The sequence below is a fragment of the Paraburkholderia sp. 32 genome (assembly GCF_050435345.1).
In the GTDB taxonomy this organism is placed as follows: domain Bacteria; phylum Pseudomonadota; class Gammaproteobacteria; order Burkholderiales; family Burkholderiaceae; genus Paraburkholderia; species Paraburkholderia tuberum.
The window spans coordinates 2,661,829-2,682,799 of sequence record NZ_JBNDKD010000001.1 but is presented as its reverse complement, the minus strand read 5'-3'; the positions used below and the strand labels follow the sequence as shown (position 1 = coordinate 2,682,799).

Annotated in this window: 10 protein-coding genes and 1 pseudogene; all 11 read left to right on the top strand. The window is 61.6% G+C overall.

Features of this window, described 5'->3' with window-relative positions; all coding sequences use genetic code 11:
• The first annotated feature begins 340 nt into the window (after positions 1 to 340).
• Complete coding sequence (locus tag OKW26_RS12455) at positions 341 to 1,126, top strand: SDR family NAD(P)-dependent oxidoreductase (protein WP_429354227.1); 786 nt, start codon at positions 341 to 343, stop codon at positions 1,124 to 1,126.
• Positions 1,127 to 1,139: 13 nt separating this feature from the next.
• Positions 1,140 to 2,660, top strand: a complete 1,521-nt coding sequence (locus OKW26_RS12450; protein WP_429353800.1) for an LTA synthase family protein — start codon at positions 1,140 to 1,142, stop codon at positions 2,658 to 2,660.
• 2 nt (positions 2,661 to 2,662) lie between these two features.
• Complete coding sequence (locus OKW26_RS12445; RefSeq protein WP_429353799.1) at positions 2,663 to 10,327, top strand: SDR family NAD(P)-dependent oxidoreductase; 7,665 nt, start codon at positions 2,663 to 2,665, stop codon at positions 10,325 to 10,327.
• Positions 10,324 to 11,251: pseudogene (locus OKW26_RS12440) on the top strand (UDP-3-O-acyl N-acetylglycosamine deacetylase). Before OKW26_RS12445 ends, OKW26_RS12440 begins: the two are co-directional and overlap by 4 nt.
• A gap of 37 nt (positions 11,252 to 11,288) precedes the next feature.
• On the top strand, positions 11,289 to 12,620 hold the full coding sequence (locus OKW26_RS12435; RefSeq protein ID WP_429353798.1) for an aminotransferase class I/II-fold pyridoxal phosphate-dependent enzyme: 1,332 nt from the start codon (positions 11,289 to 11,291) through the stop codon (positions 12,618 to 12,620).
• 754 nt (positions 12,621 to 13,374) lie between these two features.
• The gene (locus OKW26_RS12430) at positions 13,375 to 14,544 is read left to right on the top strand and encodes a polysaccharide biosynthesis/export family protein (protein ID WP_429353797.1); all 1,170 of its coding nucleotides are present in this window, start codon (positions 13,375 to 13,377) and stop codon (positions 14,542 to 14,544) included.
• A 6-nt stretch (positions 14,545 to 14,550) separates the two neighbouring features.
• Positions 14,551 to 15,369, top strand: coding sequence for an ABC transporter permease (locus OKW26_RS12425; RefSeq protein ID WP_429353796.1), 819 nt, complete (start codon positions 14,551 to 14,553; stop codon positions 15,367 to 15,369).
• Complete coding sequence (locus OKW26_RS12420) at positions 15,366 to 16,028, top strand: ABC transporter ATP-binding protein (RefSeq protein ID WP_184046778.1); 663 nt, start codon at positions 15,366 to 15,368, stop codon at positions 16,026 to 16,028. The genes OKW26_RS12425 and OKW26_RS12420 overlap by 4 nt, the downstream gene beginning before the upstream one ends.
• On the top strand, positions 16,025 to 17,197 hold the full coding sequence (locus tag OKW26_RS12415) for a chain-length determining protein (RefSeq protein ID WP_429353795.1): 1,173 nt from the start codon (positions 16,025 to 16,027) through the stop codon (positions 17,195 to 17,197). Before OKW26_RS12420 ends, OKW26_RS12415 begins: the two co-directional genes overlap by 4 nt.
• A gap of 161 nt (positions 17,198 to 17,358) precedes the next feature.
• On the top strand, positions 17,359 to 18,630 hold the full coding sequence (wecC, locus tag OKW26_RS12410; protein WP_429354226.1) for a UDP-N-acetyl-D-mannosamine dehydrogenase: 1,272 nt from the start codon (positions 17,359 to 17,361) through the stop codon (positions 18,628 to 18,630).
• A complete protein-coding gene (locus OKW26_RS12405) occupies positions 18,623 to 20,959 on the top strand; it encodes an FkbM family methyltransferase (RefSeq protein WP_429353794.1) in 2,337 nt (778 codons plus the stop codon). The genes wecC and OKW26_RS12405 overlap by 8 nt, the downstream gene beginning before the upstream one ends.
• The last annotated feature ends 12 nt before the right edge of the window (positions 20,960 to 20,971 follow it).

Below are 20,971 nucleotides of genomic sequence, written 5' to 3'. Positions count from 1 at the left end.
GGACGGAATCCGTCGAACCGGTATGCGTCAGAAAGACGCTTGAGTTTGCGTGAAGTAGCCATCGCGAAATCATGCCCGATTTCGCGAGGCCATCAAGACGCGCGAACCCTTACCCAGATTGGCTCTCCGACGTTTTCATCATGAAAAACCATCACACTTTTCCGCGAAGATCCCTCAAAGTTTTGATTCGCTCAAATCGACGTTAGCGAACAGTGGTTGTCTGCCCCGCATGTTTTTCAATGAAGGTCTGCGCGTTTCATTCCGTGCGACCACTACAAAGAAGCAAATAACTCCATTCACAGACCGTGGCAAAACAATATTGCTTGAGATCGGGGGGAGAGTGAGAACGAGTGTGCCACGTGTAGTCGTTATCACTGGCGGTAGTGCCGGACTCGGGCGTGCGCTGGCCTTAAGCTATTGCGCGCCCGGTATCACGCTAGGGTTAATCGGAAGAAACGCTGAACGTCTCGACGACGTTGCCGAGGCGTGTCGCGCGCGCGGCGCCGAGGTCGTGGTTGGCAGCGTGGACGTCCGTGATGCAGCGGCGCTTCAGGCGTGGATCCTCGATTTCGACTCGCGACATCCAATCGACTTGCTGATTGCCAACGCCGGCGTCGCCAGCACACTCCGCTCATCTGACGACTGGGAAGGCGTTAGTCGGACTGCCGAAGTCGTCGATACCAATCTCTACGGTGCTTTGCACGCAGTGCTGCCTTCCATCGAGCGCATGCGGAATCGGCGGCGCGGCCAGATCGCGATTGTCAGTTCGCTCGCCGGATTGAGGGGGATGGCAATCTCGCCGGCCTATTGCGTGAGCAAGGCCGCGCTCGTGGCGTACTGCGATTCCGTGCGTCCGGTTCTCGCACGCGACCATATTGGAATCTCAGTCGTGATGCCCGGCTTCGTGCGAACTGGGATGAGCGACGTTTTTCCTGGCAACAAGCCCTTCATATGGAGCGCCGAAAAGGCCGCCTTGTTTATCAAGAAGCGCCTGACTCGGCGCCGCGTGGAAATCGCTTTCCCTTTCAGTTTGACGCTCGGCCTCAAGTTACTACGCCTGTTGCCAGCGGCTGTCGGTGACGCAATCCTCGGTCTCCTGTTTCAGATCCCTCGTCGGAATATGTGAAGTGCCGCACGGTATGACGATCGCGGCCGCCATGGTCGCATGCTCCTTCGCCGTTGAAGCGATCTCTGTCACAAGATCGTCGCTCCGTAGGCCGCCTGTCGCGCTGATGCTGCATCTGGCGGCGCTCGCTGTCGTGACGGCAGGTTGCGTCGCACTGACGGGACGGCCGTTATTTTCGATGGGCGTCGCGTTCGTGTTGATTGGCTTGCTCGCGGTCGTCGGCAACGCCAAATACGCCTCGCTGCGCGAACCGCTGGTCTTCAGCGACCTGAGCCTTTTCAGCCAGGTCTTCTCGCATCCGCGCCTGTATTTGCCGTTTCTTGGTTTTGGCAAGCTCATCATCGTGCTCGTCGGAATAGGGGCAGCGGCGGGGGCGTTCATTGCCGAACGTCCCGTGGCGCTGCGGCAAAGATGGGCTGAGGCCGTCGTCGCATTGATTTGTCTACCAGTGTGCATCGCGCTTTCTCGTCGCTTGCCGCTCACGCTGCAACCCTTTTCGGACCAGCGCCGATTCGGTTTTTTCGCGGCGTCCGCTGCCTATTTGATCAACGGATTGAGCAGTGCGCAACGGCGCGCGTTCACTCGCGCCGAAGGTAACAGCCCGTTTTCGGTCGGGCGCCCAGACGTTCATCCGGACGTCATCGTCATTCAAAGCGAGTCGTATTTCGATGCCCGCCGGCTCGGCGAATGCGTGTCTGGCGAGCCCTATGCGCACTTCGATCGCGCAAAACGCGAGTCGTTCGAGCAAGGCGAATTGTCCGTGCCGGCCTGGGGCGCGAATACGATGCGCAGCGAATTCGCCATGCTCACCGGCCTGACGTCGGTCGAACTTGGATACGCGCGCTTTTATCCGTATATGTTCGTGCGCCGGGCGTGCGCGTCGCTGGCGGGTTATTTCCGGCGCGGAGGATATCGCACGGTGGCCCTGCATCCGTACCAAGCGAACTTCTTTGGCCGTCGACGGGCATTCGCGCACATGCACTTCGACCGCTTTCTGGACATTGAGCATTTCGAAAGTGCGTCTCGTGTGGGGCCATACGTTGGGGATCTTGCGGTAGCGGACAAGCTCATCGCCCTCCTGCAGGCCAGTGATGACAAACCGCTGTTTGCGTTTGCGATCACGATGGAAAATCACGGCCCTTTGCATCTGGAGACGGTTTCCCCTGGGGAGTCCTCATCGCGGCACACGCTAGGAGACGACGCACGCTGGCTCGACCTGACCGCGTACCTTCGGCATGTGGAAAACGCGGACGCGATGATCGTCAGGTTGACCGACTATCTGCGCGGGCGTAATCGGCCGACGGTCCTGTGTTTTTATGGCGATCACGTTCCTGCTATGTCTTCCGTATTCGATGCGCTCGAAACGGAACCGACGAACAGTGATTACTTTATTTGGCGCAATTTCGAAAGCGACATCGGCAAGCGCCGAGATGTTGGTGTCGAGACTCTCGGTTCCACGATACAGCGCGCGATGATGCCTGCCGATGGTGGCGACACCGACTCGCGAAACGAATTGCAGCACATGCCGGCATGATGATGGAAAGAAAAATAGCAATTATCGGGATGGCATGTCGCTTTCCCGGCGGAGTGACCGGGCCCGAAGACTTCTGGCAACTGCTGTGCGATGAGCGCGACGCAGTGACCGTCGTGCCACCCGATCGATTCGGCACGGAGTTCTATCAGCATCCGTCCAGGAAAGAGCCGGGGAAGAGCTACACGTTCTCGGCGGGTGTCCTCGACAGCGTGGCCGGTTTCGATGCCGCTTTCTTCGGCGTTTCGCCGCGCGAGGCGACCCAGATGGACCCGCAGCAGCGTCTGCTGCTCGAACTCGCGTGGGAAGCGTTCGAGGACGCCGGTGTGCGTCCAGCGGAGATGCGCGGCCGGGACTGCGGCGTGTTCGTCGGCGCCGCAAGCATGGACTACGGCAACCGCAGCATGGACGACCTGAACTGGATCGATCCGTACTCGGCCACGGGCAACACGCTCAGCATTGCGTCCAATCGCGTTTCCTATCTGTTCGATCTGCGCGGTCCGAGCATGTCGGTGGACACTGCCTGCTCGTCGTCGATCGTCGCGCTGCATCAGGCCGTGCAGGCATTGCAGTCGGGCGAAACCGAAATGGCGCTCGCGGGTGGCGTCAATCTGCTGCTTCATCCGTTTGGCTTCGTGAGCTTCTCGAAGGCGTCGATGCTGTCGCCGCGAGGCCGCTGCCGCGCATTCGACGCGACCGGCGACGGCTATGTGCGCGCCGAGGGCGGCGCCTTCGTGCTGCTCAAGCCGCTCGAGCACGCGCTTGCGGACGGCGACACAATTCACGCGGTCATCGCCGGTTCGGGCGTGAATTCCAACGGCCATTCGCACGGCGGTATCAGTGTGCCGACGACGGCCATGCAGGCCGAACTGCTGCGCTCGGTCTACCGCCGCGCGGGCGTTGATCCGCGCTCGCTCGCCTATCTGGAAGCTCACGGCACGGGTACCGCAGTCGGCGACCCGATCGAGGCGCGCGCGCTAATAGAGGCAGTCGCGGGCGGCCGGCCGGCCGACGATCCGCTCCTGATCGGCTCGGTCAAGACCAACGTCGGGCACCTCGAAACCGCCTCGGGCATGGCCGGCCTCTTCAAGGCGATCCTATGCCTGAAGCACGGCGCGGTGCCGCGCTCGCTCCATTTCGAAACACCCAATCCCGCCATCGATTTCGAGGGCGGACGCCTACGCGTCGTCGACCGCTTCACCCCACTCTCGCGGCGTGATGGTGCGCCGCTGACGATTGGCGTCAACTCGTTCGGCTTCGGCGGCACCAACGCGCACGTCGTGCTAGCGGAGGCGGTGAGGGCAGCCGCACCCGCCGCGCCTGTCGCCGGCATGCTGGCGGTTGCGTACGCAGCCTTGCCGCCACTCGTCCTTACGGCGCGCTCGCAGGTTGCGCTTGCCGCACTCGCCGCGCGCTACCACGCGCGCCTCGCGAGCGGCGCCGATTGGTCTGCGCTCGCGGCCAGCGCCGCGCGCCGCCGTGAATGGCTCGAACAGCGCGTAGTCATTGCGCCGCCCGACCTGAAAGCCGGTTGCGCCGCACTCTTGATGCTCGCGGAATCGTCCGATCAGGCGCTTCCGGCTTACGTCGCTCGCGGCCAGGCCGTGGCGGCGGCCGCCAAGGTGGCGTTCGTTTATGCTGGCAACGGCTGCCAATGGGCCGGCATGGGCAAGCAGCTCTATGCGGAAGACGCAGTGTTCCGCATGGCGCTCGACGAAGTCGACGTGCTTTGGCGTGCCGACGGCAGCGACTCGCTCGTCGACGTGCTGCGCGCCGGCGCGAGCGCCGAATGGCTCGCCGCGACGGAGAACGCGCAGCCGCTACTCTTCGCGATCCAGGTTGGCATCACGCGCGCACTCGAAGCGCGCGGCATCTGTTTCGATGCGGCGGTCGGTCATAGCGTTGGTGAAATCGCGGCCGCGTGGGCATCGGGCGCGCTGACGCTTGCCCAGGCCGTGCGCGTGATCCGCGTTCGCAGCAGCGCGCAGGGCCTGACGCGCGGCACCGGCAAGATGGCTGCGGCGGGCATTGGCGAAGCCGAGGCACGGCAGTTGATCGCACACCTCGGTCTCGCGGAGATGGTCGAGCTGGCCGGCACCAACAGCCCCGAAGCCGTCACGCTGGCCGGATCGCCCGAAGAACTCGAAGCGATCGGCGCTTCGCTCGCCGCGAGCGGCAGCTTCTTCCAGCTGCTCGATCTCGATTACGCGTTCCACAGCAGCCGCATGGACGCCATCGAGCCGGTCGTGCGCGCCGGTCTCGCCGATCTGGCTCCGCGCGAAGGCACGAAGCGCTACGTCTCGACTGTCACCGGCGACACGCTTGCCGGCACGTCGCTCGACGCAGGCTACTGGTGGCGCAACATCCGCGAGCCGGTGCGTTTTGGCGAAGCGCTCACGCGTCTCGCCGATACAGGCGTAAGCGTGTTCATCGAAATCGCCCCGCATTCGATTCTGCGCCACTACGTCAAGCAGACGCTCGCGAGCCTGAATCTCGCCGGTGAGGTCGTGCCCACACTCAAGCGCCATCACGACAGCGCGCAGATGCTCGCGCATTCGACGCTATCGGCGGTCGCGCACGGCGCGCGCGTCGATGTCGACCGCTTCGTGCCAGTGGCGTCTCAGGGCTCACATGTGGCGCTGCCGACTTACCCGTGGCAGCGCGAACGCCACTGGCAGACGGCCACCATCGAGGGCTACAACCTCGTGAATCGCCGCGTCGATCATCCGCTGCTCGGCTACCGTCTGCACGAGCATGCGTTTGCATGGGAAAACCAGCTCGATCCGCAGCGCGTGCCGATGCTCGCCGATCACGTCGTCGATGGTGGCGTTGCATTTCCGGGCGCGGGCTACGTGGAAATGGCGCTGGCCGCTGCGCGCGTGTTCTTCCGCACGTCGGACGTCGCGCTCGAGAACCTCGAGATCCGCATGCCGGTCGTGTTCCAGCCGCAGCACGCGAAGCTGTTGCGCTTCGTGATCGACGCGCGCACCGCGTCGTTTACGATCGAGACGCGCGAGCGCATGAGTGACGGGCCGTGGAATCTCAACGTGACGGGCCGCCTGCTCGAAAGCGGCAGCACGCTAGGCGCGCAGAGCACGGCCGATGAATCGGTGCTGGCGCGCCTCGAAGCTATCCGCGCGATGCCCGGCGACGCCCTCTACGCAAGCACGACCGCTATCGGTCTGAGCTATGGTCCGGCGTTCCGCTGGGTGCACAAGGTGCAGGTGCAAGGCGACGACGCGCTCGCTGACTTTGAAGTGCCGCAGGTGCTTGCCGGCGCGCACTCGATGGCCGGCTGGCTGCTGCATCCCGCGCTGATGGACAGCGGTTTTCATCCGCTCTTCGCCGTGCTGGGCCAGGCCGGCGCCGCGCCAGGCGAAGCGCGAGCAGCCTTCGTGCCGGTACAGATCGGCCGCGTCGACTTTCTGCGTGGCGACTCGGTACGGCGTGTGCTGGCGCGTGTGCAGCGGCGCAGCCCGCATTCGATCGTTGCGTCGTTCGAATTCCTCGACGCCGACAATGCAATCGTCGCCCGTCTTTCTGCGTGCCGTTTCCGCCGCGTCGACCTTACGGGCCGACGCCACGCCGCACCGGCGCGCTTTGCCTACGCGCTTGAAGCGCGTCCGCTGCCTGAGGGCTTCACGGCTGCCGCGCTGCCCACGCCGGCTGCGCTCGTCGAACGTGCGAGCGCGCGTCTCGCTTCGCATGAGGACAGCGCGCAACGTACGCGTCACTTGACCGAAACGCTGCCGTTGCTCGACGTGCTCGCGGGCCTGTACGCGTTGAACGCGCTAGAAGCGATCGGCGCATTCGCGCAGCTCGTGCTGCCCACGCTCGCCAATACGCCACTGCTCGCGCGCCTTGCGCAGATCGTCGTGGAAGACGGACTCGCCCGCTTCGAGGGCGAGCGTCTCGTGCGCGACGACGCGGCCGCCTTCGCGGCGATGCCTTCGCATGATGCGCTGTGGCGCGATGTGCTGGCGACTTCGCCCGCGCACGTCGCCGAACTGACACTGCTCGCGCACGTGGGCGCGGCGCTGCCACGCGTGCTGCGCGATGGAGCATCCGATGCCGATGCGCCCGCGTTGCTGTCGCCGACGGGGCGCAGCCTCGTCGAGCAGTTTTTCGACGCTTCGCCCACGTGGTCGCATGCCCGCGCGATGCTCGCCGCCTGCGCGAAAGAAGCGCTGGCAGCGTGGCCGGGCACTCGTCGCCTGCGTATGCTGGAAATCGGCGCGACGAGCGTCGAAGTGCTCCAGCCGCTCGACATCGGCGTGCCGGCTTCGCGGTGCGAACACGTGATTGCAGGCACGCACCAGCAGCTCGCCGCGCTCGACGCGGAAGCGCACGCGCACGTTCAGACGCTGCAGCTCGGAGTGAACGAACCGCTTTTCACGCATTACCGTGACGCCGCGCCGTTCGACGTGATCGTCGTCAATCGCATGATCGGCGAACAGGCCGATCCACTCTCCGCGCTGCAAGCAATTGCCGAACGGCTCGCGCCGGGCGGGGTAGTCGTGCTCGCCGACGCGCGCCGCAGCCGTTTCGCCGACATCGTCTTCGGCGTGGCGGGCCACGAGGTCGCCGCACAGGCCTACGGCGCGCTCGCACCGGCCGCGCTTCGCACGCTTTGCGAACGCGCCGGTCTGCAGGACGTCGTGCGTCACTCAGAGCAGGGCCTCGATCTCGAAGGTGCGCCGACGCTGATGGTCGCGCGCAAGCCTGCGTCCGCTCAGCAGATGCAACCCCGTTCGACCGACGCGCAGCCGTGGCTGATCGTGCAGAGCGGCAACGACGCGTTCGGGTCCGCGCTCGCGGAAGAACTCGAGCGCTTTGGCTGCCAGGTTGAAGCGACGAGCGTGCGCGAAGCGGCCGCATGGCTCGAACGCAAGAACACGCAAGCGCAGATCGTGTTCGTGGCACCGCTCGTACAGCTCGACGACGCCAGCGGCGCCGACATCATGCGCGCGCAGCAGGACGGCGTGCTCGCGCTCGCCATGCTCGCACGCGAATTCGACGCAGCCGGCGTGGCCGCGCTGGCGCGCCTGTCCGTGGTGACACGCGGAGGCGCGCCGTTCAGTCAAGGCTCGGGCACAGCGGCGCAGCCCGAGCAGGCGAGCCTATGGGGCCTCGGCCGCGTGATGGCGAACGAATACCCGACGCTTGCGCTGCGCCTTATCGACGTGGCGGGCGCGGATGGCGAGGCCGTATCGCAGTTGGCGCACGCGCTCACGCACTATGACGGCGAGGAAGAGGTGCTGCTCACGGCGCAGGGCCGCTACGTGCCACGCATGCTGCCGGCGCAAACAGCGGAACGGCAGACGCCGCGCGACGAATCCACGGCTGAACAGGTGGCCGACCCCGTGCCCGCCGTGCTGGCGTTCGATATGCCCGGCTCGCTACGCAACCTCGAATGGTTCGCGTTGCCCGAGCGCGAACTGAGTCCAGGCGAAGTTGAGATCGCGCCGATGGCGACCGGTCTGAACTTCCGCGACGTCATGTATTCGATGGGCCTGCTCTCCGACGAAGCGGTCGAGACCGGTTTCGCGGGCGCGACGATCGGCATGGAACTCTCGGGGCGCATCGTGCGCGTCGGCGCGGGCGTCAAAGGCTGGGCGCCCGGCGACGCGGTGCTCGGCTTCGCGCCGGCTTCGTTCGCCACGCGCGTGTTCACACGTGCGAACGCGATCGCGCGCAAGCCCGAAACGATTTCCTTCGAAGCAGCCGCTACGATTCCCACGACCTTCTTCACCGCGTACTACGCACTGTGCGAGCTAGCACGGCTGCGCCGAGGCGAGCGCGTGCTCGTACACGGCGGTGCGGGCGGCGTCGGCATCGCGGCTATCCAGATCGCCCATCATCTCGGCGCGGAAGTGTTCGCCACCGCTGGCGCCGACGAGAAGCGCGAGTTCGTGCGCCTGCTCGGCGCCGATCGTGTGTTCGACTCGCGCAGCCTGGCGTTCGCCGACGAGGTGCGCGCCTGCACGAACGGCGAGGGCGTCGACATCGTGCTCAACTCGCTCGCGGGCGAGGCGATGGTGCGCGGCATCGACACGCTGCGTCCGTTTGGCCGCTTCCTTGAACTGGGCAAGCGCGACTTCTACGAGAACAGCCAGATCGGCCTGCGGCCGTTCCGCAACAACATCAGCTATTTTGGCATCGACGCCGATCAGCTCATGGGCGTGCTGCCCGCACTCACCACGCGCCTCTTCGAGGAAGTCATGGCGCTCTTCGTGAACGGCGTGCTGCATCCGTTGCCGTATCGTGCCTTCCCGGCCGCGCGCGCGGAGGAGGCGTTCCGCTACATGCAGCAGGCGCGCCAGATCGGCAAGGTGCTCGTCACCTATCCGTCGGGTACGCCGGCGCCTACGCGGGGCGTCGCGCAGCCCGTGCTGCGCCTCGACCCGCAGGCGGCGTATCTGATCGTCGGCGGAACGGGTGGTCTCGGTTACGCAAGCGCGCGCTGGATGATCGCGCGCGGCGCGCGTCACGTGACGCTCGCGAGCCGCGGCGGCGCACTCGACCCGGCGAAGCAGCAGGAACTCGAACGCTGGCGTGCCGAGCATGGCGCGACCGTGACAGTGGTGTCGTGCGACGTGACCGATGCGGCGGCGCTCGATGGTCTGATCGAGCGCATCGAGGCGCGCGGAACGCCGCTCAAGGGCGTGCTGCACTCCGCGATGCGCATCGACGACGGCCTGCTGCGCAACATCGACGACGCGCGCATGCTCGCCGTGCTCGAACCCAAAGTTGCGGGTGCATGGAATCTGCACCGCGCGACGCAGCGCTGCGCGCTCGACTTCTTCGTGCTGTATTCCTCGGCCACGACTTATCTCGGCAATCCGGGCCAGGGCGCGTATGTGGCGGCCAACAGCTTCCTCGAAGCGCTTGTCGCCCATCGCCGCGCGGCCGGGCTGGCCGCCACCTTCATGGCGTGGGGGCCGATCGAGGATGTCGGCTTCCTCGCGCGCAACAGCACGACGCGTGAAGCGCTGCAGGCGCGCATCGGCGGTGCGTCGATCACCTCTGACGAGGCGATGACGGCGCTCGAGCGCGCGCTCGCAACCGGTGCGGTCGGCGAGGCTGTGGTGCGTCTGGACTGGGCGGCGATCGCGCGCGGCATGCCCGCCGCGCAGGCGCGTCGCTACATGGCATTGCAAGGCGGCGGCGCTAGCGAGACAACGAGCGAGGACGGCGCACTGCTCGAACAGCTGCGCGCTCTCCCGAAGGCCGAAGCGGCCGCGGCGGTCGAGACCGCGTTGCGCGGCCACATCGCGCGCATCCTGCACATGTCGCCGGAGCGCATCGCGCTCGACCGTTCGGTGCTCGATCTCGGCATGGACTCGCTGATGGGGATGGAACTCGGCATGGCGGTCGAGGAGTCGTTCGGCGTGAAGCTGTCGATCATGGCGATTGCGGAAGGCGCGACGGTGCACACGCTCGCCGTGCGCATCGTCGACATGCTCGACGACGAGAGCGGCGAAAACGAGCCCGGCACGCAGCGGGCCGCGAATGGCGCGAACGAGGAATTCGCGGCGCTGGTCGCGCGCCACGCGCTCGACGAGAACGAGGCGCACGCGCTGCTCGAACGTAATCGAAACGCGGGCAACGACGATCAGGATCAACAGGGAGACGAGTCATGTCAGTCGACGCCGGCGTTTGCGGAGTGACGCTGCCTGCGGGCTGGCGGCCGAGCGAAGGCACGCTGGCGCGGGCCGCTCGAACTGTCGGGGCACGGCTTGCACACCGGACGGCGCGTGAACGTGCGCATTTTGCCCGTCGAGACCTCGGCGACGGCGGGCGGACGACACGGCATCGTGTTTCGGCGCCTGCACAAGGGGCAAGCGCTCGGCACGGTGGCCGCCGATCCGTCGTTGCGCCGGGGGCAGCCGCTCTGCACGATGTTGCGCGCGAAGGATGGCCTCGGCGTGCGCACGGTCGAGCACCTGCTCGCGTCGTTGCTCGCGTGCGAGATCGATCACGCGATCGTCGAACTCGACGCTGAAGAAGTGCCGATTCTCGACGGCAGCGCGCAGCCATGGATCGATGCGATCCTGGCATGCGGGCGCGCCGCGCTGCCGCAGCCGAAGCGCTTCTTGCGCGTGCTCGAGACTGTGAGCGTCGCCGACGGTGAGGGCGCCGCGCGCCGTGAAATGCGCGTCGAGCCCGCCGACGACTATGCGCTCAGCGTGCACAACAACGACCTCAAGGGGTTCGGCGACATGGAATGGCACGGCCGGCTCACGCCGCGCGTCTTTGCCGATGAGATCGCTTCGTCGCGCTCGTATGGGCAGATCAAGTGGGCGGTGCCCGCGATCGTCGTGGGCTATCTGCGCGGCTGGCCCATTCTGCGCGGCGCACGGATGTCATGCACGGCGGCAATTGTCGGCAAGCGTGTAGTAGGCGGCTTGCGTCAACCCGACGAGTTCGTGCGCCATCGCGTGCTCGATCTGGTCGGTGACCTCGCGCTCGCCGGTGGGCCGCTGCTCGGTCACGTGAGCGCGCGGCGGCCAACGCATGAAATGAACTACCGGCTGCTTGCTGCGCTGTTGGGCACACCGGGCGCATACGAGTGGGTCGAGGCGCACGCATAACGCAGGCATGCCACATAAACAGGTTAGATCGGATTACATGGGACTCGGGGAAACACTACGCCAGCAATTGGCGGCCAAAGCGCTGAAGCGGCAACTCGAGCGCGCGACCGATGCGGTTGCGGCGCCCGGCATGCCTGATGGCCAGGCGGCGCAGGCCGCGCAGACACTGTCTGCGCGCAGCCGCTTCGAAGCGATGCCGCAATTCCAGCAGGTCAAGCTGATGCGCGAGATGGGCGAGACGCTGGGCGTCGAGTCGCCGTTTTTTCGGGTACATGACGGTATTGCGGGCGCGACGACACAAATCGGCGGTCGCGAGTACGTGAACTTCGCGAACTACAGCTATCTCGGGTTCGCCGGCGACCCTGTGATCGCGTCGCGTGCGAAGGCCGCCATCGACCGGTATGGCACGTCGGCGTCAGCGAGCCGCATTGTCGCGGGCGAACGGCCCGTGCATCGCGAACTCGAGCGTGCGATTGCAGCGTTTTATGAAACCGACGATTGCGTCGCGTTCGTTAGCGGACATGCGACGAACGTGACCGTGATCGGCGCGCTGTTCGGGCCCGGCGATCTGATCGTGCACGATGCGCTCGCGCACAACAGTATCGTGCAGGGCGCGCAACTGAGCGGTGCGAAGCGTCTGAGCTTCGCGCACAACGATTGGCAGGCGCTCGACGAGCAGCTCGCGCGCGTGCGCCGCGAGTATCGTCATGTGCTGATCGCGATCGAAGGGCTGTACAGCATGGACGGCGACTTTCCCGATCTGCAGCGCTTTTGTGAGGTGAAGGAGCGGCACGGTGCGTTTCTGCTGGTCGATGAAGCGCATTCGCTCGGGGTGCTTGGCGCGACGGGACGGGGCATTCGCGAGCAGTGCGGCGTGGCCCCCGATCGCGTCGATCTGTGGATGGGCACGATGAGCAAGACGCTGGCGGGCTGCGGCGGTTTCATCGCCGGTTGCCAGCCGCTCGCCGACATGCTGCGTCATCTGGCGCCGGGATTTTTGTATAGCGTCGGGCTTGCGCCGGCGCTCGCTGAAGCATCGCTTGCGGCGCTTGAAAGTTTGATTGCGCAACCCGAACGGGTAGCGCAACTGCAGGAGCGGGGGCATCAGTTTCTTGCCGAAGCGCGTGCGGCTGGTCTCAATGTCGGCACAAGCGAGGGCTACGCGGTCGTGCCGGTGATCACGGGCAGCTCGTTGAAGGCCGCGCAGTGGGCGAACGCTTTGTTCGAGGAAGGCATTAACGTGCAGCCGATTTTTTATCCGGCCGTCGAGGAAAAAGCGGCACGGTTGCGCTTTTTTATCTGTTCGACGCATGAGGCGGAGCAGATTAGCCGGACGGTGGCGGCGGTGGCGCGGTTGGCGGGGCGGTGACGGTTGTCGTTACTTCGCTGATGCTTTTTTCGTCGGCGCGGCGTGAAAGCAGTCAAGGTCGCGGATGGACTGGCCGTAAATAGAAGGTGATTGAATTTCCGTTTGTGAGTGGCGGCATGCCCCGTTGCCTTGCAGCGTCCGTTTTCACGTTGGAAATTTGATTCGTCCGTACCCGTTGGCGAAACTGGCGAATTTATTCGAGATAGTTTTTTTAGGACCGTATTCAGTCTTCCACAGGTCGAGGAAAATGCGTTCCAGGCGATGAAATCCGGCTAGAATGCACGCGGTCCAGGCTGCCTTCATTGATGTCGATAGTGGTATTCGGAGACGAAAGGCACACGTTCGGCATTGAATTTTAGTCTTCGCAGCGACGGAGATCGACCAGACACAGTGGCTTGCTGGAGGGTGCAAAACGAAACGGACGCATGCGATTGCGTCCAGGCCCGCGGACTTTGCCGCGAGCTCGAAGAAAGCGCCGGCACCGCGCTTCGATAGCGATCCGATCAGCTCGCGGAATGGAAACAATAGTTGCGGAAGTGCTCGGCACGACCGCTGTATTGTCGCCAGACGGTGAGACCGTGGATTAATTCCATAAATTACCAACCGCTCTGCCGACACTTCGGAATGGTTTTTAAAAGGCGCGCTCAACCGGGCGGGCTTGCGTAACGCGAGGCGCTGGCTGATAGGGTCATGCGTGGTGAGCCTTGCGGCAAGTCCGGCGGAAAGACAACGCCAGATCCAGAATTCACGGTTCATGAAGAAAAATATTTTGGTACTTTGCCTTCCCGCTGTGCTAACGCTTTCGGGGTGCGGGACATTTCCAGGATGGTTGCCGGCGTCGGGACCGAGCCGTCAGCAGATACAGGAGCAGAGCGCAGCGGGCAACGTCGAAGGCATCCAGATCATCGACGTCGACGACGCGATCGCGCGCAAGCTCGCGGCCGGAAAGCAACTCGGCCAGTTCTCCGATGTCTTTGTGAGCAAGACGGCCAATAACTATGTGATTGGCCTGGGCGATGTGATCGAAGTCACAATCTGGGAAGCGCCGCCTGCGATGTTGTTTGGCTCGATGTCGCCGGTTTCGCTGCCGTCGGCTGGAGCCGGCACGTCGAATAGCATCACGCTGCCGACGCAAATGGTGGCGGCCGACGGCACCATCTCTATTCCGTTCGCGGGCCGCATCGGCGTGGCCGGCCGCACGACCGAACAAATCGAGTCGAGCATCGTCAGCCATCTCAAAGGTAAGGCGAATCAGCCGCAAGTGCTCGTGGGCGTGACCAAGAACAATGCGTCCAATGTCACGATCGTCGGCGAAGTCAATACGAGCACGATGATGCCGATCACGCCGAAGGGCGAGCGTCTGCTGGATGCGATCGCGTTTGCAGGCGGTCTGAAGCAGCCCGTCAGCCATATGGCAGTGCAGCTTTCGCGCGGTGACACGACAGCGACGATGGCGCTCGATGCCGTGATTCGGGATCCGAAGCAGAACGTGATACTCAAGCCGGGCGACGTGGTGACGGCGTTGTTCCAGCCGCAGACCTTCTCGGTGCTGGGCGCAACGGGCAAGAACGACGAAGTTCCGTTCGAGGCACAGGGCATTTCTCTCGCGCAGGCGCTCGCGCGTTCAGGCGGGCTGAACGACAGTCGCGCGGACGCACGCGCGATTTTTGTATTCCGCTTCGAAGACGCGAAGCTGCTGGACAAGACCGATCCTTCGGTGAAGGCAAGCAATGGCAAGGTGCCGGTCGTGTACGAAATCAACCTTCGCGATCCAGCGGCGTTCTTCGTCACGCAGAATTTCCCGATTCAGAATCACGACGTCGTTTATGTTTCGAACTCGCCTGGTGCCGAATTCCGCAAATTCCTGACGTATGTCGTCATGGTTGCCGATCCGACGGTGACGTTTACTCATGATTTGCAGTAACGGGTTATGACGGAAAAAATTCGTACGCCGTTTGAGGTCTCATTCGCTGTCTGGCGCGCCCTGTTTTTGAGGGAGGCGCTAGATCGCCTTTTTGAGGCGCGCGCGGCGTGGTTCTGGCTGCTACTCGAACCGATTATCTACATATCGCTTCACGCATTCGGATTCGAGACGCTTCGTATTCGACAGGTGGGTGGTATTGGAATCAACATGTGGATCATCGCCGGCTTCATCGGGTTTCTGCTCTGGCGTCGCACGTGGACTCAGGTGCTGCATGGAGTTGACTCGAACAAGGCCTTCTTCGCTTATCGGCAAGTGAAGCCTTTCGATGTCGCCATCGTCCGGGCAGTTCTCGAACTGTTCCTGATGGTGCCGGTTGCTATTGTCCTGATGTGCATTGTGATTGCCACAGGCCATGCGATCACGCCAGACCTTCTCAATCCGGTCTGGCTACCCCAAGACCCGCTGATGGTGATCGCGAGCGTCATTGGGCTTTGGTTGCTTGGTCTGGGCTTCGGTTTGGTCACGTCAGTGGCCATGCGCTTCGTGCGCGAACTTGACCACATCTTCAAGATCATCTATTTGCCGCTCTATTACATATCGGGCGCACTGCTTCCATTGTCGATCCTCGTGCCGGAACCCTATCAGTACATCTTTGCCGCAAATCCCATCGTAAATGGTCTCGAATTGATGAGGCAGGGCTTTATGCCGTCGTACCGAACCATGGAGGGGATTAGGTTGGGCTATTTGTACGCATGGGCGCTGGGGCTCAATTTGCTCGGCTTGGCTCTGTACAGGCGTTTTTCGAAAAAGCTGGTGATGCGGTGATTCTCATCGAAAATGTTCATAAGCGTTACGTGTCTGAGCATGGGGCAGGAAAGTGGGTGCTGCGCGGCATCACTATGACGATTCCTACAACGAGGAGTGTCGCTCTGATTGGACGCAATGGCGCAGGAAAATCGACACTTTTACGAATCATCGGCGGTATCGATTTTCCGAATAAGGGTCGCGTTCAACGCCTATGCAAGGTTTCGTGGCCCATGGGTGCGGGCGGGCTGGAAGGAACGCTGAGTGGACGCCAGAACGCAAAATTTGTTTGTCGCGTGCACGGACATCAGGACGAACTTTCGGACAGACTAGAGTTCATTCAGAGCTTTGCAGAGTTGGGTGACGCGTTCGATCAGCCCGTCACGACATATTCCTCCGGGATGCGGTCGCGTCTGCAGTTTGCGTTGTCGCTCGCGTTTGACTTCGACGTATTTATTTCCGACGAAGTCACGGCTGCCGGCGACGCCCGATTCAGGAAAAAGACTGCTGAAGCCTTCAAAAACAGAACGAGTCGCGCAAGCGTGATCATGGTTTCTCACGACGAAGCGACGCTCAAACAATTTTGTCAGTCGGCGATCTGGATCGACGAGGGCCAGGCATATTGGTTCGACGATCTGGAGCAAGGATTGAACGCCTACAAAACGAAACTTCTCCCATGAAAGAAACAGTAGCAATCGAAAATTGGCGTTCGTCCGGTAGATGGACTTCAGCCTACGATAAAGTAAAAAACACATTGTTTTCCCTCCGGCTCTTTAAGCTGATCATTCGCTTGATGATCATCTTCGCAATCGTGTCGGTGCCATATTGGGTGCTCGTGGCTTCTGATCGCTATGTTTCACAAGCGACAGTGATTATCCAGCGAACGGACCAGATCAATGGGCCAAGCGTCGCAATTTCTGCACTCAGCGCCGCCGGGGGAACTGTCAATAGCGCCGATCAGCTCCTTTTGCGTGAGTATTTGCTGTCCCAGGACATGCTTGACCAACTGGACGCTGCTCTCGATCTGCGGTCGCACTACAGCAATTGGCACCGCGACCCAATCTCACGTATGTGGTTTAAGAATGGGCCGGAAGAATGGTTTTTCCAATACTGGCTAAACCGCATCGACGTTGAATACGACGACTACAGCGGTGTATTGCGCATTCAAGCTCAGGCCTACGACGCGAAAACCGCAAAGGCGATCGTTGCGCTGATGGTCAAGTTGGGCGAGCAGCATATGAACGAGCTTGGACATCAACTCGCACAGTCGCAGGTTGATTTTCTGCAGAAGCAGGTCACTTTCGCACACGATCGTTTCCTCGATGCGTCGCGAGACGTTTTGAATTTCCAGAACGAGAAGGGGCTGGCGGCGCCTGCGTCCACGGCGGGCAATATGGATACCATTATCGACAGATTGGAAGGACAGAAGACGGACCTTCAGACGCAGATTGCCTCGCTGCCTGCAAACCTCAGCCCGAATCAGCCGACCGTCGTGATGCTTAAGAAGAATCTTGCCGCTCTGGAGCAGCAGATTGCGCTGAAGCGTGCCGAACTGGCGTCGCCTAAGAGCCGGACACTGAATTACACGGTTGAAGAATTCCAGCGTTTGCAAATGCAGGTCAATTTCACGCAAGACCTCTATAAAACTGCACTTTCTTCACTGGAGCAAGGGCGGATGGACGCGGCGCGCAAACTTAAAATGGTTTCGATTCTCCAGTCTCCGACCACTCCATCCTATCCGATGGAGCCGCAACGCTTCTATAACGTGCTTATCACACTGCTTATCACGCTGGCACTGATCGGCGTAATCAAGCTGCTCGAAAGCATCATCCTCGATCACGTGGATTGAGATTGGCAAAGCGTGAGAACCCTGATTGTCGTCGGAAAACGACCGGGACGACCAAAAAGGGCGCCTCGGGTCAATTTGTTGAACAACAATCAGGACATTGACAAGAAAGTCGGCGTAACGGCGCAGCACCGCAGCGCATTTGCGAAAATTCTGGTGAACGTATCTTGAAAACAATATCAATAATAGGTCTAGGCTATATCGGTTTGCCGACTGCAACGCTGTTCGCGTCGCGAAAAATGCGAGTGATCGGTGTCGACGTTTCGGAATATGTCGTCGATACCATCAATCGGGGAAATATTCATATCGTCGAACCCGAACTGGATATTCTGGTTCAGGCGGCGGTTGGCGCCGGTTATTTGCGCGCAACCATGCAAGCAGAGCCTGCCGATGCGTTCGTGATTGCGGTGCCGACGCCGCTGACGGCTGAGCAGAAGCCCGACGTGAGCTGCATCGAGGCCGCAGCTAAATCGATCGCGCCGGTGCTCGCAAAAGGCAATCTCGTCATTCTGGAATCGACGTCGCCAGTGGGTACCACGGAGAAGTTAGCGCAATGGCTGGCCGAAATGCGTCCCGACCTGACGTTTCCACAGCAGGCCGGTAACGGTTCCGACATTCGCATCGCTTACTGTCCGGAGCGGGTGTTGCCCGGGCGCATCGTGCACGAACTCGTTGCCAATGACCGCGTGATTGGCGGCATGACGCCCAAATGCTCGGAGGCGGCAGTCGCGCTTTACAAGTCGTTCGTGCAGGGCGAATGCGTGGTGACGCAGGTGCGCGCGGCCGAAATGTGCAAGCTGGCCGAGAACAGTTTCCGCGATGTGAATATTGCTTTCGCCAACGAACTGTCGATGATTTGCGACGACCAGGGCATCGATGTATGGGAACTGATCCGTCTTGCAAACCGGCATCCGCGCGTGAATATTCTGCAACCGGGTTGTGGCGTGGGCGGTCATTGCATTGCCGTCGACCCTTGGTTCATTGTGAACAGCGCGCCGGAAACCGCCAAGCTGATCGCGACCGCGCGCTCCGTTAATGATACGAAACCTAAATGGGTGCTTCAGAAAGTCGATGAAGCAATCGCGGAACTGAAAACGGACGGGATGACGGCGACAGACATCAGCATCGCGTGCTTCGGTCTCACGTTCAAGCCGGACATCGACGATTTGCGGGAAAGCCCAGCCCTTCATATCGCAGAGGCGTTGGCAGATCGTCACGCAGGCAAGGTTTTTGTCGTCGAACCGAACCTGGAGAGTCTGCCGCAGAGCCTGACCGATCGTCGCGTTGCGCAAATGGATTTGAACGCCGCGATGGAGCGCGCGAGCGTTCTTGTGCTGCTGGTCGATCACTCGCAGTTCAAGAACATTTCTCCGCAATTGACCCGTTTTCAAAAACTCGTCGATACCCGCGGCGTCTGGAAGAAGAAACATGGCTAACAATACTGGTATCAAAGAAGCGTTCGAATCCCGCGTCTCGGAACTTCAGCAGGAGAACGAGCTGTTGCTCGTTCAACTTCATCATGCGCAAGAGGAGCTGGAGCGCAATTATTCCAGGGCCCAACCTGCCGCGTCCAAACTGACGACCAGTTCGAATCCCAATGTGGCGAATGCGTCCACAATCGCGAACGGATGGGTCGCCGATGAGCTGCCGGAAATGTACGCGGAAAACCGACGCCTGCGGGCGCTCGTCGACGCGCAGAAGAAGATTCACGAGCGCGAATCGAATCACGCATTGAATGCTCGGCTAGGCAACATTCTGATCGAGGGCGTGGATGCACCCGGTTCGCTTTTTTTGGTGCCCGGCAAGCTCGTCAAGATATGGCGTCAATCGACTCGTCGGACTCCGCCAGCAGTGCTGGGCGGCAAAGATTTCAGTAAGATCATCGCGGCGTGGCAAAGCGGCGGTTTCAACGCTGTCGAAAAGGCGATGGGCGCACAGCCCATCGCTCCTGCGATGCAGGCCCAAGGCTACACGGCACTCGCCCGACACTTGGGAAAAGGCGACCGCGCAAATGCGGCGGAAGCGGCCCGCCGTGCCTATGACCTCGATCCGAAGGCGTTTCGTCTGAAGTGGTTGGCGTTCCGGCTGCATGAGGCCGGCGACGTCGTCGAAGCGGAGGCCATGCTCGAATTGCTGCCTGTCGACGCTCAGTTCAGCGAGTCTGAAGCTCGTCAGGCCAAACAACTGCGCAATGAGGCAATGCGTGCGCGCGACAGTGAAGCGAAGCAGAAAACCGCGTTTGCGGAGCGCCGTGCGGCTGCCGACAAGCAGTTGAGCAATCTCGCACGCGAACGTGATCAACAGTCCAGGCTAGCAACTGATCGGGCGCGCGAAGTTGTAGAGCTGAAGCAGTCGAAGGCGAAGTTGGAGCAGGAAAAAGCCATGCTATCGGCGCGCTACGAATCGCAGGCGCGTCTGCTGGACCAACGCAATTGCGAACTCGAAGCGTTCAAGCAGGCAAACTCACAATTGCAGAAAGAGAACGTGGTTCTAGTCGCAGAGCGCGATCAAAGCGAAATGGAATTGCGCGACGCGCTTGACGCGTCGATTCGGAAGAGCGGCGATAACGAGTCGCTGCTGGCAAGTCTTCATCTGGTTCAGGAAGAAGTGGAGCAGGGTCTTGCCGAGCGCGAGAGTCTGCAGCGCGTCAATGAGCAGCTTGAAGCGCAGGCACGCGAAGCGCAACAACGCGCGCGGGAACTGGAATCTCTTGGGGCCGCAAAGGCGACCGTCGAACAGGAACTGCGAGCGTTGGAAGTCAAGCATGAAGTCGAGCGTCGCATCGCCGAAGAACGCCTTCGAGAACTCGACGCGCTGAGACAGACCAAGGCGCTGTTGGAGCAGGAAAAACAATCGCTGACCGAAGGACGCGAGACGCAAGCGCGTTTAGCAGAAGAGCGTGAGCGCGAGTTGACGTCATTGAAGCAGGCCACGGTCAAGCTGGAACAGGAAAAAGCCGCTCTAGAGAAGTTGAAGCAGACGATTGTTCCCAAAGCAAATAAGGGCGATGCCGATATCGACGACTTGCTCGCCGATCTGGAGTTGTTCTTTAACGGCAAGGCGATTATCTACGTCGACGTCGGCGCCTATGTGGGCGACGTGTTCCTGAAGATCAAGCGTTCGAGCAAGAAATTCCGAATTCACGAAGCGCATTTGTTCGAGCCTAATCCGAACAGCTACGCGCGACTCATGAGCAAGATCGCCGGCTCCGATAGTCCGGTCGTGCACGCGTACAACCTCGCAATTGCTGAATCGAGCGATGCGCATCGCTTCATCCCAGCAAAGAGCATGACCAAAGCTTTATCGGCTGACCTCGTGTCAGAAATTGGTCCAGATGACGTGTTTACCGCGCGCTGCGTGAGCCTTGATAGTCAGGCTCCGATTTTTACCGATGGCAAGATCAATCTGCTCAAGGTCGACGTCGAAGGCAAGGAAATGGACGTGCTCGCGAGTGCACGCAAATTGTTCGAGAGTCAAAGCGTCGACATTATTTATATCGAGGTCGGTTTCAATCGTTCTGGAACGCAGCAGACCTATTTCGCGGAAGTTGATCAATTCCTGCAGGCATTTGGTTATCGAGTATTGCGCATTTATGAGCAGAAGGAAGAATGGATGCGCGATTCCCCGTTGTTGCGTCGCGCGAACATTGCATATATGAGTGAACGGTTCGCAAATGCTCATCCGCTCAAATTGATGCAAGAGCTTCAGGAACTGAAGAACCGGCTCAATGAGCTAACGGGTGGCATGTTAAAATCGGAAAGATAGTCCACGTTGAAT